Origin of the sequence: Bradyrhizobium betae (assembly GCF_004123905.1) — a bacterium.
GTDB classification, from domain to species: domain Bacteria; phylum Pseudomonadota; class Alphaproteobacteria; order Rhizobiales; family Xanthobacteraceae; genus Bradyrhizobium; species Bradyrhizobium betae_A.
The window spans coordinates 931,723-945,203 of record NZ_MZXW01000016.1; the positions used below are offsets into that span (position 1 = coordinate 931,723).

Consider the following 13,481-nt stretch of genomic DNA (forward strand, 5'->3'; position numbering starts at 1 on the left):
TGACAGCGCCGCGTGATGCCGCGCAGCTAGCCGCCGATCGCCTGCTCGATGGTGCGGGCCTCGCGCAGCAAAATCTCCGCAACCTCCTGCTCGCGGCGGGGGCCTAGCCTCGTCCGAACGGCGGAGACGGTCATGGCCGCGGCCGGCTGCCCATCCGGCGTCTTGATCCAGGTCGAGATCGATTTCGTGCCCTGCACGAGGCCGATCTCTCTCATATTATATCCCCGCTTCCGCGCCGCGGTGACCTGGCCGAGCACCGTCGCGGCGTCGGTCTGGTAGGCGGCGAACCGCTTCTCATTGGCTGCGACGATTTTTCGCGCGTCCGGCGCGGGCATCGCGGCGAGGATGGCGACGCCGGCGCTGGAGACACCGAGCGGCCGGCGTGCGCCGACCTCGATCGACAGCACCTGGATCGGATAGATGCCGATCCTGCGATCGACGCACAGCGTGTCGTTGCCGGTCCGCGCCGTCAGGAACAGGGTGTCTCCGATCTCGGCTGACGCACGCCGCAGCGACGGATTGGCGGCGACCAGCAACCGCGAAGGTCGGGGACGCGCAAGCGCGAGCTCCGGCACCTGGTTGCCGATCGCATAACGGCCGGTTTTGTTGTGCCGCTCGACGATGCCTTCCTCGATCAGCACATGGACGATGCGATGCACGGTCGGGCGGGTGAGGCCGGTCGCGCGCACGACCTCGGCCAATGGCACACCGTCCTCGCGGCCTGCGGCAAGAATGCGCAGCACCGCGAGCGCGCGCCGGATCGCCTGCGCGCCCTGTCGCGGTTCCATTGCGTCGCGAGCGGATTTCGGTGAAAGTCGCCTGTCCATAATATGGACAAGAACGCCACAATTCACTCGACAGGTAAAGCGCGCATCTGGAGATTGCGCGGCGATTCGAGCGCCATGCGCAACGTCAGGGCGTTCGAAGTGAATTGGAAGCGCCGCCGGGAGGTTAACATGAGATTAATCGCGATTGCCATAGCCGCTGTCACTGCGATGCTGGCGGGGCCCGCATCAGCCCAGCAATGGCCGGCGCGCAGCGTCAAGCTGATCGTGCCGTATCCGGCCGGCGGCAATGTCGACAGCGCCGCGCGCATCGTCGCCGACAAGCTCCAGGAAAAGCTCGGCCAGCCCTTCATCATCGAGAACAAAGCCGGCGCCGGCGGCATGATCGCGGGCGAAGCCTTCGCGAAATCGGCGCCCGACGGCTACACGCTGTTCGTCGGTGCCAACGGCCCGGTGCTGTTCGCGACCGAGATCAACAAGCGCGACGCCTATAATTGGAAGAAGGATTTCCTTCCCATTACGACCATCTCGATGACGCCGCTGGTGCTCGAGGTGCATCCCTCCGTGCAGGCGAACACGTTCAAGGAATTCGTGGAGCTCGCCAAGCGCGATCCCGGCAAGCTGACGATGGCCTCGCCCGGCCCCGGCACCACCAACCATTTGCTCAGCGAGCTGATGCAGGAGAATCTCGGCCTGCAATGGGTCACCGCGCACTACCGCGGCAACGCGCCCGCGATCAACGACCTGCTCGGCGGCCAGGTGCAGTTCGCATTCGACCAGCTCACGGTCAGCCTGCAGCACATCAAGGCCGGCCTGTTCCGCGCGCTCGCCGTCACCAGCCCGCATCGCCTGAAGTCGTTGCCTGACGTGCCGACCTTTGCCGAGCTCGGCTACAAGGATTTTGACGGCCAGACCTTTACCGGCCTGTTCGCGCCCGCGGGCACGCCGGCGCCTGTTATCGACAAGCTGCACGAGACGCTGGTCGCGATCCTGAAGGACCCCGCCGTGGTCGACAAGTTCGAGAAGCTCGGCGGCGAAGCCACGCCGATGACGCCGGACGAGTTCAAGGCCTATCTCGAGCGCGAGGACGCCAAGTGGATTCCGGTCGTGCGCAAGGCCAACATCAAGGCTGAATGATCGATGCAGATCGACCCCACCGAGCTCGGCGCGGAGCGCATCTACCGCCTGATGACCGGCATCGTGGTGCCGCGCCCGATCGCCTGGGTGACGAGCCTGTCGCGTAGCGGCGTGCTCAACCTCGCCCCCTTCAGCGCCTTCACCTTCGTCTCGCAGAAGCCGCCGATGCTCGCCATCAGCGTCGGCCGCAAGGGCGCGGACTACAAGGACACCGCGCACAACATCCTCGATACCGAGGAATATGTGATCCACATCGCCGATACCCCGCTGATGAAGGCGGTGCACGACAGCTCGGTCGAGCATCCGCCTGAAATCAGCGAGGTCGAGCATCTCGGGCTGGAGACGTTGCCCTGCGAGCGCATCAAGGTACGGCGCTTGGCGGCGGCACCCGTTGCGATGGAATGCCGCTTCCGCCAGTGCCTCGAATTCGGTGACGCCCGCAGCCGGCTGATCGTCGGCGAAGTCGTGATGTTTCATTTGCGCGACGGCCTAGTGAACGACGGCAAGGTGGAGACCAAGGCGCTCGACCCGATCGCGCGCATCGGCGGTCCGCGTTACGCCACGCTTGGCGAGATCGTGACGCTGAACACCGTGTTCCAGACTCCCAAATCGAAAGACTGAGCGCGCAGCCTCGCCTCGCGCCGCCAGACACTTGGAGAACGATCATGCGACTCGTAAGCTATCTCCTGGACGGAGAGCCGCTCTATGGTGCCGCCGTTGACGGCGGTGTCGTCGATCTGACCAAACGGATCGGTCGTGACTATTCTGACGTCAAGGCGCTGATCGCGGCCAACGCGCTCGCCGAGGCGCAGGAAGCGGTCGCCGGACAAAAGCCTGACTACGCGCTGGACGAGCTGGTCCTGCTGCCGCCGGTGCTGGCGCCGGAAAAGCTCTGGTGCATCGGCGTCAACTACGCCGAGCGCAACGCCGAATATAAAGACAATTCCGATCTGCCCAAATATCCCAGCTTGTTCGTGCGCAGCATGTCGTCGATGACGGGCTCCGGCCAAACGCTCGAGAAGCCTCACGTATCTGAGCAGCTCGACTATGAAGGCGAGCTCGTCATCGTGATCGGGCAGGGCGGCCGCCACATTCCGCGCGAAAAGGCGTGGTCGCACATTTTCGGCATGACGCTGTGCAACGAGGGCACGGTCCGAGACTGGCTGCGCCACGGCAAGTTCAACGTGACGCAGGGCAAGAATTTTGATCGCTCCGGTAGCATCGGGCCCTGGATCGTCACGGCTGACGAGCTCGACCCGCGCGGTCCTCACGACATCACCACGCGCGTCAACGGCGAGGTGCGGCAGCAGGACACCACCGAGCGGCTGATGTTCCCGTTCGATTATCTGATCTCCTATCTCTCGACCTTCGCCACGCTGAAGCCCGGCGACATGATCGTCACGGGCACGCCAACGGGGGCGGGCGTGCGCTTCGATCCGCCGCGCTGGCTGAAAGTCGGCGACGTCGTCGAGGTCGAGTCCAGCCGCATCGGCGTGCTGCGCAACACCGTCGCCGCGGAGCAATAGACCATGCTGGATGCCGCCACGATCGAACGCCTTGCCGCGCGGCTGGATGAGGCGGAGCGCACCAAGTCGCTGATCACGATGTTCACGAAGGACTATCCCGATTTTAGCATCGAGGATGCCTACGCGGTCCAACGCGCCTGGACCAAGCTCCAGCTCGGCCGCGGCCGCATCATCAAGGGCCACAAGATCGGCCTGACCTCGAAGGCGATGCAGAACGCGGTCGGCATCTCCGAGCCCGATTACGGCGTGCTGTTCGCCGACATGTTCTATGCCGACGCCACGCCGATTCCGTTCGACCGTTTCTATGCGCCGCGGATCGAGGTCGAGCTCGCCTTCGTGCTGAAGGCGCCGCTGCGTGGGCCGGATTGCACCATCTTCGACGTGCTCAACGCCACCGACTACGTTACCCCGGCGCTGGAGATCCTGGAGACGCGGATGCATCGGGTCGATCCCGAGACCGGCAAAGCGCGAAAGGTCATGGACACGATCTCGGACAACGCGGCAAATGCTGCGCTGGTGCTTGGCGGCCGGCCGTTCCGCCCGATGGATGCCGATATGCGCTGGATCGGCGCACTGCTGTTCCGCAACGGCGAGGTCGAGGAGACCGGCCTTGCTGCGGGCGTGCTCAATCATCCTGCCAACGGCATCGCCTGGCTCGCCAACCGCCTCGCGCCGCATGACGAACATCTTAAGGCTGGCGAGGTGGTGCTGGCTGGATCGTTCACGCGGCCCGTCGACATCCGCCGCGGCGATACGTTCCATGCCGACTATGGCGCGTTCGGCTCGGTGTCCTGCCAGTTCGTCTGAAACCAACACAAAAGAGGGAGCGCACCATGACGGGCCAAACGCGGCGCAAGAGCATCCATATCGGCGGCTTCAAGCACGCCAACCCGATTCCGAACGCCTGCCGTATCGGCAATCTCGTGATGTCAGGCGTCATCCTCGGCCGCGATGGTGCCGGCGTGATGCCCGAGAGCCTCGATGCCCAATGCGCCAACATGTTCGCCCATATGAAGGCGACCGTTGAGGCCGCCGGCGGCACCACGGACGACATCATCAAGATGACGGTGTGGTTGAAGGACCGCACGCAACGCGGGCCGGTGAATGTCGAGTGGCTCAAAATGTTTCCGGACGAGCATTCGCGCCCAGCGCGCCACGCGCTGCCGATGGACAACATGGACGGTGGCGCGCTGGTGCAGTGCGACTTCACCGCAATGATCGACTGAAGGAGCACTTTGCATGCCGACCTATCTGCCGTTCGATCCCAATCCGCGCCGCCCGATCAAGGCGCCGCCGCCCAAAACCGTCGACAGCCAATTTCATGTGCTGGGTCCGATCGACAAATATCCCGAGCGTCCGGGGGCGGCCTATCGGATGCCGACCGCGACCTGGGAAGCGGCGCTGCGCGTCCACAAGACGCTCGGCATCGAGCGCGGCATCATCGTGCAGACCACGACCTACGGCGCCGATCATTCCGTCGTGCTCGACGGCCTCGCCGCGATGGGTCCGAACTATCGCGGTTGCGCCAACGCGCTGGTGTTCGCGGAGGCGAACGATTCTTATCTCGCGAAATTGCATGATGCCGGTGTGCGCGGCGCGCGCTTCAGTTTCCGTCAGGAGCTCGGCGCGGTGCTGTCGGACCAGGACTTTGCGCGTGCGATCGCAAGGATTCGCGAGCTCGGCTGGTACGTCAAAATCCAGCCGGAGAAGGACGGCATCGTCTCCAGCGTCGCCAAGTACGAAAACCTCGACGTGCCCGTGCTGATCGACCACATGGCGCGCCCCGATCCGGAAGCCGGCAAGAACGATCCGAACCTGCGCAAGATGCTGGAGCTGCTGGCCAAGGGCAATTTCTGGGTGATGCTGTCGCTCGGCGAGAAGACCTCGAAGGCCGGTGCTCCCTACGACGACGTGATCCCGATCGCGCGCGCCTATATCGAGGCCGCAATCGACCGCTGCGTCTGGGCCAGCGACTGGCCGCACCCGGTTTCGGTCAAGCAGCCGCCGAACGACGCCGATTTGCTCGAGCTGATGTACCGCTACGCGCCGGACCAGGCCGAGCTGGAGAAGATCCTGGTGCACAATCCGGCGAAGCTGTTCGGGTTTGCGGATTGATTCTTGCCGCGCTCATTGCTGTTGGAATTTCCGGGGGCGCGCTGACGCGCCCCGGAATGACGGGATAGCTTATGGCGAGATGATCCGGTCGCGCACGGCGATCATCACGGCCTGCGTGCGGGTCACTGCGCCAAGCTTGTCGCAGCTGCTCCTGATGTGAGCCTTCACCGTGCGCGCCGTGATGTGCAGGCGATCAGCGATCTGCTCCGTGGAGCGTCCGATGGCGGCCAGCGTCAGCACCTCGCGTTCGCGTATCGATAGTGCAAGCTGGGGCACCTGGGGCGCGCCGCCCAGCCTCACCGAGCGATCGAAGCCATAAAGCGCCATGAGATGGAGCGCGGGTAACTGCCCATCCGGAAGTTTGATCGCGGCGCCTCCGAAAAAGACCTGACCCAGGCGGCGCGCAGGCGAGGCGACCGGGATCATGAAGCCATCCACCATGCCGAAGTCGCGGACGCGCCGCACGAGCTCGGCCGTGCGCGGCTCCCGCTTCGGATCGTACGGCGCCTCCTTGAACCATCGGAACGGCTGGACCGTCACGTTGCAGTAGCGCAGCGCCGGATCGGCGTACAGAAACTGCTCCTCGGAGTACATATCCAGAAAGCCGGCCGGCAGCCGTTCGGCGAGGACGGCCGCGCGCGGCCGTTCGGTCGCCGTAGGCGCAAGATAGGAGCAACAGAAATAATCAAAGCCGTGCTGCCCGAGCACGCCGCCCATCGCGTCAAGAACGCTGGCGGCGTCGGGAAGCTTCTGCACTTTCTCCACGAACTCGAACGCGCGACGGCGAAACTCGTCCATCCACGGCCCCGCATCAGGTTGAGAGCTCGGCGAAGTGCCACCCTTCCTTATATGGAACTGTAGGACAGCCGTGTGTTGCTGGCAATCCGCGCGGAGTCGAGGGGCCATCAGGTCGTCGTCGCCGCTCTGCTCCCTCTCCCGCTTGCGGGAGAGGGTCGGGGTGAGGGCTCCTTCCTCTAGGAGATTGTCCCATTGCGGATACACCCTCTCCCCAACCCTCCCCCGCAAGCGGGGGAGGGAGCGCACCTTTGTCGTCGCGCTATTCAGCCTGACCTTATCCCGCCCGAGGCCGCACTGCGCTCACGCCACCGGCTGCTTCGCCAGCCTGTCGCGCACTTCGGCCGCGATCTCGAACGAGCGCAGCCGTGCGGCGTGGTCGTAGATCTGGCCCGTGGTCATCAGCTCGTCCGCGCCGGTCTCGGCGATCACAGTCTTCAGCTTCGCCTCGACCACAGCGGGCGAGCCGACCGCGGAGACGGACAGCGACTGGCCAACCATCGCCTTCTCCGCCGGCGACCACAGCGCGTCCATGTCGTCGACCGGTGGCGGCAGCGGGCCGGGCGTGCCGCGGCGCAGGTTGATGAATTGCTGCTGGAGTGAGGAGAACAGGCGCTGCGCCTCCGCGTCGCTATCGGCCGCGAACACATTGACGCCGATCATTGCATAGGGCTTGTCGAGCTGCGCCGAGGGCTCGAAGCGCGCGCGATATTCGCGCAGCGCCGGCATCATCATCTGCGGCGCGAAATGCGAGGCGAAGGCGAAAGGCAGGCCCAGCATGGCCGCAAGCTGTGCGCCGAACGTGCTGGAGCCGAGGATCCAGAGCGGTACCTTCGTTCCCATGCCGGGCACGGCGCGGATCGCCTGGTTCGGCTGCACATCGCCGAGCAGCGCCTGCAATTCCAGCACGTCATGCGGAAAGTTCTCGGCAGCCGTCGCAAGGTCGCGCCGCATCGCCCGCGCGGTGAGCTGGTCGGTGCCCGGTGCACGGCCGAGCCCGAGATCGATCCGGCCGGGATAGAGCGATTCCAGCGTGCCGAACTGCTCGGCGATCACCAGCGGCGAGTGGTTCGGCAGCATGACCCCGCCGGAGCCGACGCGGATCGTCCTGGTCCCGCCCGCGATATGCCCGATCACCACCGATGTCGCCGCGCTCGCGATGCCCGTCATGTTGTGATGCTCGGCGAGCCAGAACCGCTTGAAGCCCCACTTCTCCACATGCTGGGCGAGATCGAGCGAATTGCGGAACGCCTGCGCCGCATCACCACCCCTGCGGATGGGAGCGAGGTCGAGCACGGAGAAGGGGATCATGCGGGGTACCGGGTGGAGGGATAAGAATGATATGTAGGATGGGTAGAGCACTTGCGAAACCCATCACGGTTCCTCACCGAACAAGGCCTCGACGGGTTTCGCTTGGCTTGACCCATCCTACAAATCTGTTCGCTTGGCTCGCACCTCTGTTCACAACACCGTTATTGCGACCCGTCGCGCCCTTCGTCGCAACTGGGCGTCCTTTGCCCGTTGTTGTATCATCAACGAAGCATCTGCCGCTCGCACGGAGGAACCGACATGACCATGGTCGTACTCAACCGCCGCAGCCTCCTCGCCGCCGGCGGCTCCATCCTCGCAACCGGCGTTTTGACAGCCGGCGTCTCCGGCCTGCTGTTGCCGGCCCGCGCGGACGGCCTCGCGCCGACCGAGACGATGTCGGGCGGGGCAAACAATTACCGCAAGGGCGCGGCGATCGTGGAGCGGATCGGCAAGGGCGGTTTCTGGATGAGCGGCACCGTGCGCCGCGCCGGCGACGGGGCTCCGCTCGCCGGCCAACGCATCCAGATCTGGGCGCATACGGTCGAAGGCCAGGAGCACGAGCCGCAGAGCCACGGCGCCACGCTCACCGACAAGGACGGAAAATTCCGGCTCGAGATGCCGCAGATCATTCCGATCTTCGGCCAGCCGCATGGCCACCTCGCCTATGACAGCGGCGAGTTCAAAACCGTCTTCCTGCGGCCGATCATGCGGAGCGCCAAGGAAACCAGCCTCGAGGCGCACTTCGTGCTTCAGCCGGCCTGACCGGATTGCGAATGACGGAGTGGAGATCAGCCAGGGCGCCCCTGATCTGGGTCGCCCTTGCGATTGCGATTGGCGCGCCGATTGCGTTCGCTGCGGGAAGCGAGCAGCTCGCATGGCGCGGTCCGGTCTACATCCTCGCCGGCTTCGCAGGCATCATCGCGCTCGGTCTCGTGCTGGTTCAGCCGCTGCTGATAGGCGGATATCTGCCGGGCCTGTCGGCCTATCGCGGACGGCGCGCCCATCACTGGATCGGCGGCGCGCTGGCTCTTGCGATCGTGATCCATGTCGCCGGCCTCTGGATCACCAGCCCGCCCGACATGATCGACGCCCTGACCTACGCGTCACCGACGCCGTTCTCGCCCTTCGGCGTGACCGCCATGTGGGCGATCTTCGCTGTGGCGCTGCTGGCTCTGCTCCGCCGGCGATTGGGACTGCGCTTACGAACCTGGCGCGTGATCCATATTCCCCTCGCGATCGTCATCGTCGCAGGCAGCGTGGCCCATTGCCTGCTGATCGAGGGGACGATGGAGACCATCTCGAAGGCGGCGCTTTGCGCGCTTGTGCTCGCGGCGACCATCAAGCTCATGGCCGACCTCTGGCGCAAGCGGGCGTTTCGCGGCGAGAGCCCGTAGCCCGCGAGCTATTCCCGTTCGTCGTATTTGTCGCAGCGTGAATCGCCTCGCTTGACGTCGCTGTCGATCTCGTCAAGCGGCGGGGTGCATCGAAGCAACGAATATTTGTCGTTGTAAGGCGCGGGCTGTCGCCGGCAGACGCTTCCGCCGATCGGCACCTGGATCGACTGAGTTCCGACGGTGTAGAAGCAATTGTCCGCCTTTGGATCCGACTTTTTCGCCGCGTCCTGCGCCAATGCCGGCGCTGAGGCGAGCGTCACGACTGCAACCACGACAGCTTTCCACACGGCTACTCTCCGTTAAAGTATGATCCGGAAGAATGCGAAGCGGCCTTCCGGGGACATCATGCGCAAACAACGATCTGAAATGCGATGACGATTTATCTCAATTTCATCACGCTTCAGTGCAGCAGAGACCGGGACAATCTACGATCGATCGACGAAACGTTCAATTCATACGCACGTATGACGGTTGCGAGGCCCCTTCGTGCATCTGCGATTCAGGCTCCATCCGGGCTGCGACGCCTTGAACCATGTCGAGCCTCGTCAGCGCCGATGTGCGCGCTGCTTGCCGCAGATGGCGGCGGGGCATATCCTCGCCCGATGATCGTCAGTGCCCCCGATCTGAAAGCGTTCCTCCTCGCGACGCCGTTCTTCGGCGGTCTTACGGACCGGGGTCTCGACCTGCTGATGTCGATGCTGGCCGAGTGCCGCTTCGACACCGGCGCCACCGTGGTGACGGAAGGCGAGCCGGGACGCTCGATGTTCATCGTCAAGTCGGGCCGGCTGGCGGTGAGCAAACGGGCGAACGCAGGCAGCACCATCCCGATTTCCGTCCTGGAGTCCGGTGATTTTTTCGGCGAGATGACACTGATCGAAATGCAGAACCGCTCCGCCACGGTGGTCGCGGAAACTCCGACCGTGCTGTACGAGCTGACGGCCCAAAATCTCTATGCCTGCTACAAGGCCGACATCCACGCCTACGTGATCGTCCTGCAGAACATCAATCGCGAGCTCTGCCGCCGCCTGCGCCGCGCCGACGATCGCTTTACCGGACTGCAGCCGGGTAACGACAATTGATAGTGCGTAGTGCGTAGGATGGGTAGAGCACTTGCGAAACCCATCGTGTTCGTCACCGAGCAATGAGGATGGGTTTCGCTCCGCTCGACCCATCCTACGAGCAGGCATCACTGATGCGGCTACAGCAACGCCATCGAGTGCAGCGAGTTTCTATGAAAGCCGAAGGCAACTATGCCGGACAGAAACAACGCAATCCCAGTTACGATCAGGCAACACGCAAACACTATCGGAGCCTCCGATTCATCGTCCACGGCACAGACGATAATAGATAAAATTTTACCGACAATCGAAAGGAAGAATTAACCTTACCTGCGCGGTCCACTCGTCCCGTCGGGCAAAACACCCGGCCTCCCGCAAAACCTCGTCAACCCCTTCCCGCAAAAATATTCCACTTTACCGAATTTCGGAATTACGGCATTCTCTCCGCATCCCGACCCAGGGAGAGGGGCGCTCGTACGTCGCAACGAACGTGGGCCGGGGTGCGGTGGACGCGGCAGCGCCGGGCATGGGTAGGCGGGACCAGGGCGAGATGAACCTCGTGAGATCTCGGCTCCCAGCGGAACGGACGGCGCCAACACTCTGAAGAGTCCCTTGGGGGCAAAGCAGAGGAGCTGCGTACGGCGAAAGCGCGTGGTCCTGACCGTCGTTGCTACGGTCAAGCCTTGCGGAGATGCTTTGGGGCTCAACCGGGTCGCGGGGCATCGCCAATTCGCGAGGTGACGGAGGCCAGAAGGAACTCGGCTCCGGGGAGAGCGCGTATAAGCTGTCACACCACTGCGCAGGGAAGGCCGAGTGTTCGGCGTCACCTGTATGCTGCTGTGCGGTCTCCTTGCGCTACACTTTCGCGCAGCGGACCGCGGGTGCCCGTCGGCACCCGGTCTTCCCTGCGCCCTCTTCACAGAGGAGGGCGAAAGAGGAGAGCAAAACTCGGGCGTTTTGGGCCGCGAGAACGCCGATCTGTGCGCGATTGAACCGAAAAATGGTGCTGCCAGACAGGATTGAACTGTCGACCTCTCCATTACCAATGGAGTGCTCTACCACTGAGCTACGGCAGCATGTGCTGGGACAAGAATCGGCCGCCACGAGGGGCCTACCAAGCGGGCCGATATCTGCCACATGCCCCCCTTCTGTGCAAGCTTGCAAGGCCGGTCAAAACGAGAAAATCGGGGCGATATCAGGCCCGAAATGCCCGATTTGGCGCAAAACGACCGACTTTCCATGGATTTTGGTCCTGATATCCCCGGCCAACTGGCCAGTTGGCTTACATCCCGGATTCGGTCCATTTCGAGTTTCGCACGATCGGATTCGTGCGGGCCTCTTGAGCTGCCTTATTCCTCGGGCATGTTATCGCGGATCGCTGTATGGACCCGAGATGGCTGACGAGAACGACAAGAGCACGAGACAGGCGAGGTCATCGCGCGACGATCGGCTGAAATCGGCGCTGCGCGAAAACCTGAAGCGGCGGAAGGTGCAGGCGCGCGAACGCGCCGCAATCGATGACCCCTCGCAGAATGAAGATGGTTCCCTAAATGAGGGGACCGCCGGCAAGACCAGCGGCTGAAATCCGGCGGCTGGAAATTTTTTGGAGTGCATGGAAGTGGCAACGGCGCAGGACGAATCGCAACGAAACGATGGTGATGCGCAGATGTCGCGGTTCACGCGCCCTGAGCAGACCTTTCCGACCCTGACATCCGCCGAGATCGCGCGGATGCGGCATTTCGGCGAGGTTCGCGCCTATGCCGACGGCGAGTTGCTGTTCGAGACCGGCAAGCCGGGGCCGGGCATGTTCGTCGTGCTGAAGGGCCATGTCGCCATCACCCAGCGCGATGGCCTCGGTCATGTCACACCGCTGATCGACCAGGGGCCGGGGCAATTTTTGGCCGAGCTCAGCCAGCTCTCGGGACGGCCGGCGCTGGTCGATGGCCGCGCCGAAGGCGAGGTCGAGACGCTGCTGTTGCCGCCGGAGCGCCTGCGCGCACTGCTGGTCGCCGAGGCCGAGCTCGGCGAGCGCATCATGCGCGCGCTGATCCTGCGCCGGGTCAATCTGCTTCAGGCCGGCGTCGGCGGAATCGTGCTGATCGGGCCCTCGCATTCGGCCGGTGTCGTCCGCTTGCAGGGGTTCCTGACCCGCAACGGCCAGCCGCATCATCTGCTCGATCCCGAGCGCGATCGCGACGCCGCCGAGGTGATCGCGCGCTATTCGCCCAAGCCGGAAGACTGGCCGCTGGTCGTCGCCGCCAGCGGCGAGGTGCTGCGCAACCCCAGCGAGACCGAGGTTGCGCGCGCGATCGGCATGATCGGTGGCCCGCGCAACGACCGCATCTACGATGTCGCGATCGTCGGCTCCGGACCGGCCGGGCTTGCCACCGCGGTGTATGCGGCCTCGGAAGGCCTTTCGGTCGCGGTGCTCGATACCCGCGCCTTCGGCGGCCAGGCCGGCGCCAGCGCCCGCATCGAAAATTATCTGGGATTTCCGACCGGCATTTCCGGCCTGGCACTGACTGCTCGCGCTTTCAATCAAGCCCAGAAGTTCGGCGCCGATATCATGATCCCCGTCACGGCGAAGTCGCTCGACTGCACGCGCAAGGACGGTGCGTTTTCCGTGACGCTCGACGGCAGCGATCCCTTGCGCTCGCGTGCGGTCGTGGTCGCGAGCGGCGCGCGCTATCGCCGGCCTGACATCGCGAACCTCGACAAGTTCGAAGGGCGCGGCGTCTGGTATTGGGCCTCGCCGGTCGAGGCGAAGCTGTGTGCCGGCGAAGAAGTTGCGCTGGTTGGCGCCGGCAATTCGGCGGGCCAGGCGGCCGTGTTCCTGTCGGGTCACGCCAAAAAAGTGCTGATGATCATCCGTGGCGGCGGCCTGGGCGCGAGCATGTCGCGCTATCTCATCGAGCGCATCGAAGCGACGCCGAACATCGAATTGATGTTCAACACCGAGATCTCCGCGCTCGAAGGCGACGAGGCTTCGCTGCTGCGGCGGATCCGCTGGAAGAGCCGGCTGTCTGCGGACGAGGATTCCGCCGATATCAAGAATCTCTTTCTGTTCGTCGGCGCCGATCCCGCCACCAACTGGCTGGACGGCTGCGGCGTGACGCTCGATCGCGGTGGCTTCGTCGTGACAGGCGCGCAGTCCGAGCAGAACCAGGGCCGTCTGGTGGCGCCGCTCGAGACCTCCGTGCCCGGCGTCTACGCCGTCGGCGACGTCCGCTCCGGCTCGGTCAAGCGCGTCGGCGGCGCCATCGGCGAAGGCGCGCAAGTCGTGGCCTCCCTGCACGGCTATCTCGGCGACGCCGCAAAACCGGCGCTTTAGTCAAGCAGAAGACAAGCAGTCGGCAAGTC

At 64.3% G+C, this 13,481-nt stretch carries 15 protein-coding genes and 1 tRNA gene; 11 read left to right on the forward strand and 5 right to left on the reverse strand.

Annotated elements, in window-relative coordinates:
* Positions 1-26: 26 nt before the first annotated feature.
* Positions 27-827 carry an IclR family transcriptional regulator gene (locus B5V03_RS14625; RefSeq protein ID WP_164988002.1) on the reverse strand — a complete coding sequence of 267 codons (801 nt, stop codon included), beginning with the start codon at positions 825-827 and terminating at the stop codon, positions 27-29.
* A 129-nt stretch (positions 828-956) separates the two neighbouring features.
* Here B5V03_RS14625 and B5V03_RS14630 point away from each other — a divergent pair, with 129 nt between their 5' ends.
* The 6 genes from B5V03_RS14630 to B5V03_RS14655 are packed head-to-tail and all read left to right on the forward strand — an operon-like array spanning position 957 to position 5,563.
* A complete protein-coding gene (locus B5V03_RS14630) occupies positions 957-1,922 on the forward strand; it encodes a Bug family tripartite tricarboxylate transporter substrate binding protein (RefSeq protein ID WP_164988003.1) in 966 nt (321 codons plus the stop codon).
* A 3-nt stretch (positions 1,923-1,925) separates the two neighbouring features.
* Complete coding sequence (locus B5V03_RS14635; protein WP_129270988.1) at positions 1,926-2,543, forward strand: flavin reductase family protein; 618 nt, start codon at positions 1,926-1,928, stop codon at positions 2,541-2,543.
* 44 nt (positions 2,544-2,587) lie between these two features.
* The gene (locus B5V03_RS14640; RefSeq protein WP_129270989.1) at positions 2,588-3,448 is read left to right on the forward strand and encodes a fumarylacetoacetate hydrolase family protein; all 861 of its coding nucleotides are present in this window, start codon (positions 2,588-2,590) and stop codon (positions 3,446-3,448) included.
* A gap of 3 nt (positions 3,449-3,451) precedes the next feature.
* A complete protein-coding gene (gene hpaH / locus B5V03_RS14645) occupies positions 3,452-4,255 on the forward strand; it encodes a 2-oxo-hept-4-ene-1,7-dioate hydratase (protein WP_129270990.1) in 804 nt (267 codons plus the stop codon).
* A 26-nt stretch (positions 4,256-4,281) separates the two neighbouring features.
* Positions 4,282-4,674 carry a RidA family protein gene (locus B5V03_RS14650; RefSeq protein WP_129270991.1) on the forward strand — a complete coding sequence of 131 codons (393 nt, stop codon included), beginning with the start codon at positions 4,282-4,284 and terminating at the stop codon, positions 4,672-4,674.
* A gap of 13 nt (positions 4,675-4,687) precedes the next feature.
* Positions 4,688-5,563, forward strand: a complete 876-nt coding sequence (locus B5V03_RS14655) for an amidohydrolase family protein (RefSeq protein ID WP_129270992.1) — start codon at positions 4,688-4,690, stop codon at positions 5,561-5,563.
* A gap of 69 nt (positions 5,564-5,632) precedes the next feature.
* On the opposite strand, the gene B5V03_RS14660 is transcribed toward B5V03_RS14655, so the two are convergent.
* Together B5V03_RS14660 and B5V03_RS14665 are read right to left on the reverse strand one after the other, a co-directional pair.
* A complete protein-coding gene (locus B5V03_RS14660) occupies positions 5,633-6,361 on the reverse strand; it encodes a helix-turn-helix transcriptional regulator (protein WP_129270993.1) in 729 nt (242 codons plus the stop codon).
* A gap of 300 nt (positions 6,362-6,661) precedes the next feature.
* The gene (locus B5V03_RS14665) at positions 6,662-7,669 is read right to left on the reverse strand and encodes an LLM class flavin-dependent oxidoreductase (protein WP_129270994.1); all 1,008 of its coding nucleotides are present in this window, start codon (positions 7,667-7,669) and stop codon (positions 6,662-6,664) included.
* Between the two features lie 258 nt (positions 7,670-7,927).
* Between B5V03_RS14665 and B5V03_RS14670 the strand changes: the two genes are divergently transcribed.
* Together B5V03_RS14670 and B5V03_RS14675 are read left to right on the forward strand one after the other, a co-directional pair.
* Positions 7,928-8,431, forward strand: coding sequence for a Twin-arginine translocation pathway signal (locus B5V03_RS14670; RefSeq protein ID WP_129270995.1), 504 nt, complete (start codon positions 7,928-7,930; stop codon positions 8,429-8,431).
* An 11-nt stretch (positions 8,432-8,442) separates the two neighbouring features.
* Positions 8,443-9,063 (forward strand): ferric reductase-like transmembrane domain-containing protein, encoded by a 621-nt coding sequence (locus B5V03_RS14675; protein WP_129270996.1) that lies wholly within the window; start codon positions 8,443-8,445, stop codon positions 9,061-9,063.
* An 8-nt stretch (positions 9,064-9,071) separates the two neighbouring features.
* Here B5V03_RS14675 and B5V03_RS14680 read toward each other — a convergent pair whose 3' ends face one another.
* Positions 9,072-9,350, reverse strand: coding sequence for a hypothetical protein (locus B5V03_RS14680; protein WP_129270997.1), 279 nt, complete (start codon positions 9,348-9,350; stop codon positions 9,072-9,074).
* 315 nt (positions 9,351-9,665) lie between these two features.
* On the opposite strand from B5V03_RS14680, the gene B5V03_RS14685 reads away from it, so the two are divergent.
* Positions 9,666-10,142: a Crp/Fnr family transcriptional regulator gene (locus B5V03_RS14685; protein ID WP_129271220.1), complete on the forward strand. Its 477-nt coding sequence runs from the start codon at positions 9,666-9,668 to the stop codon at positions 10,140-10,142.
* A 980-nt stretch (positions 10,143-11,122) separates the two neighbouring features.
* On the opposite strand, the gene B5V03_RS14695 is transcribed toward B5V03_RS14685, so the two are convergent.
* Positions 11,123-11,197, reverse strand: a tRNA-Thr gene (locus B5V03_RS14695).
* 317 nt (positions 11,198-11,514) lie between these two features.
* On the opposite strand from B5V03_RS14695, the gene B5V03_RS14700 reads away from it, so the two are divergent.
* Entirely contained in the window at positions 11,515-11,703 is a 189-nt protein-coding gene (locus B5V03_RS14700) for a hypothetical protein (protein WP_129270998.1), read from the forward strand.
* Positions 11,704-11,733: 30 nt separating this feature from the next.
* The gene (locus B5V03_RS14705; protein WP_129270999.1) at positions 11,734-13,452 is read left to right on the forward strand and encodes an FAD-dependent oxidoreductase; all 1,719 of its coding nucleotides are present in this window, start codon (positions 11,734-11,736) and stop codon (positions 13,450-13,452) included.
* Positions 13,453-13,481 lie beyond the last annotated feature (29 nt).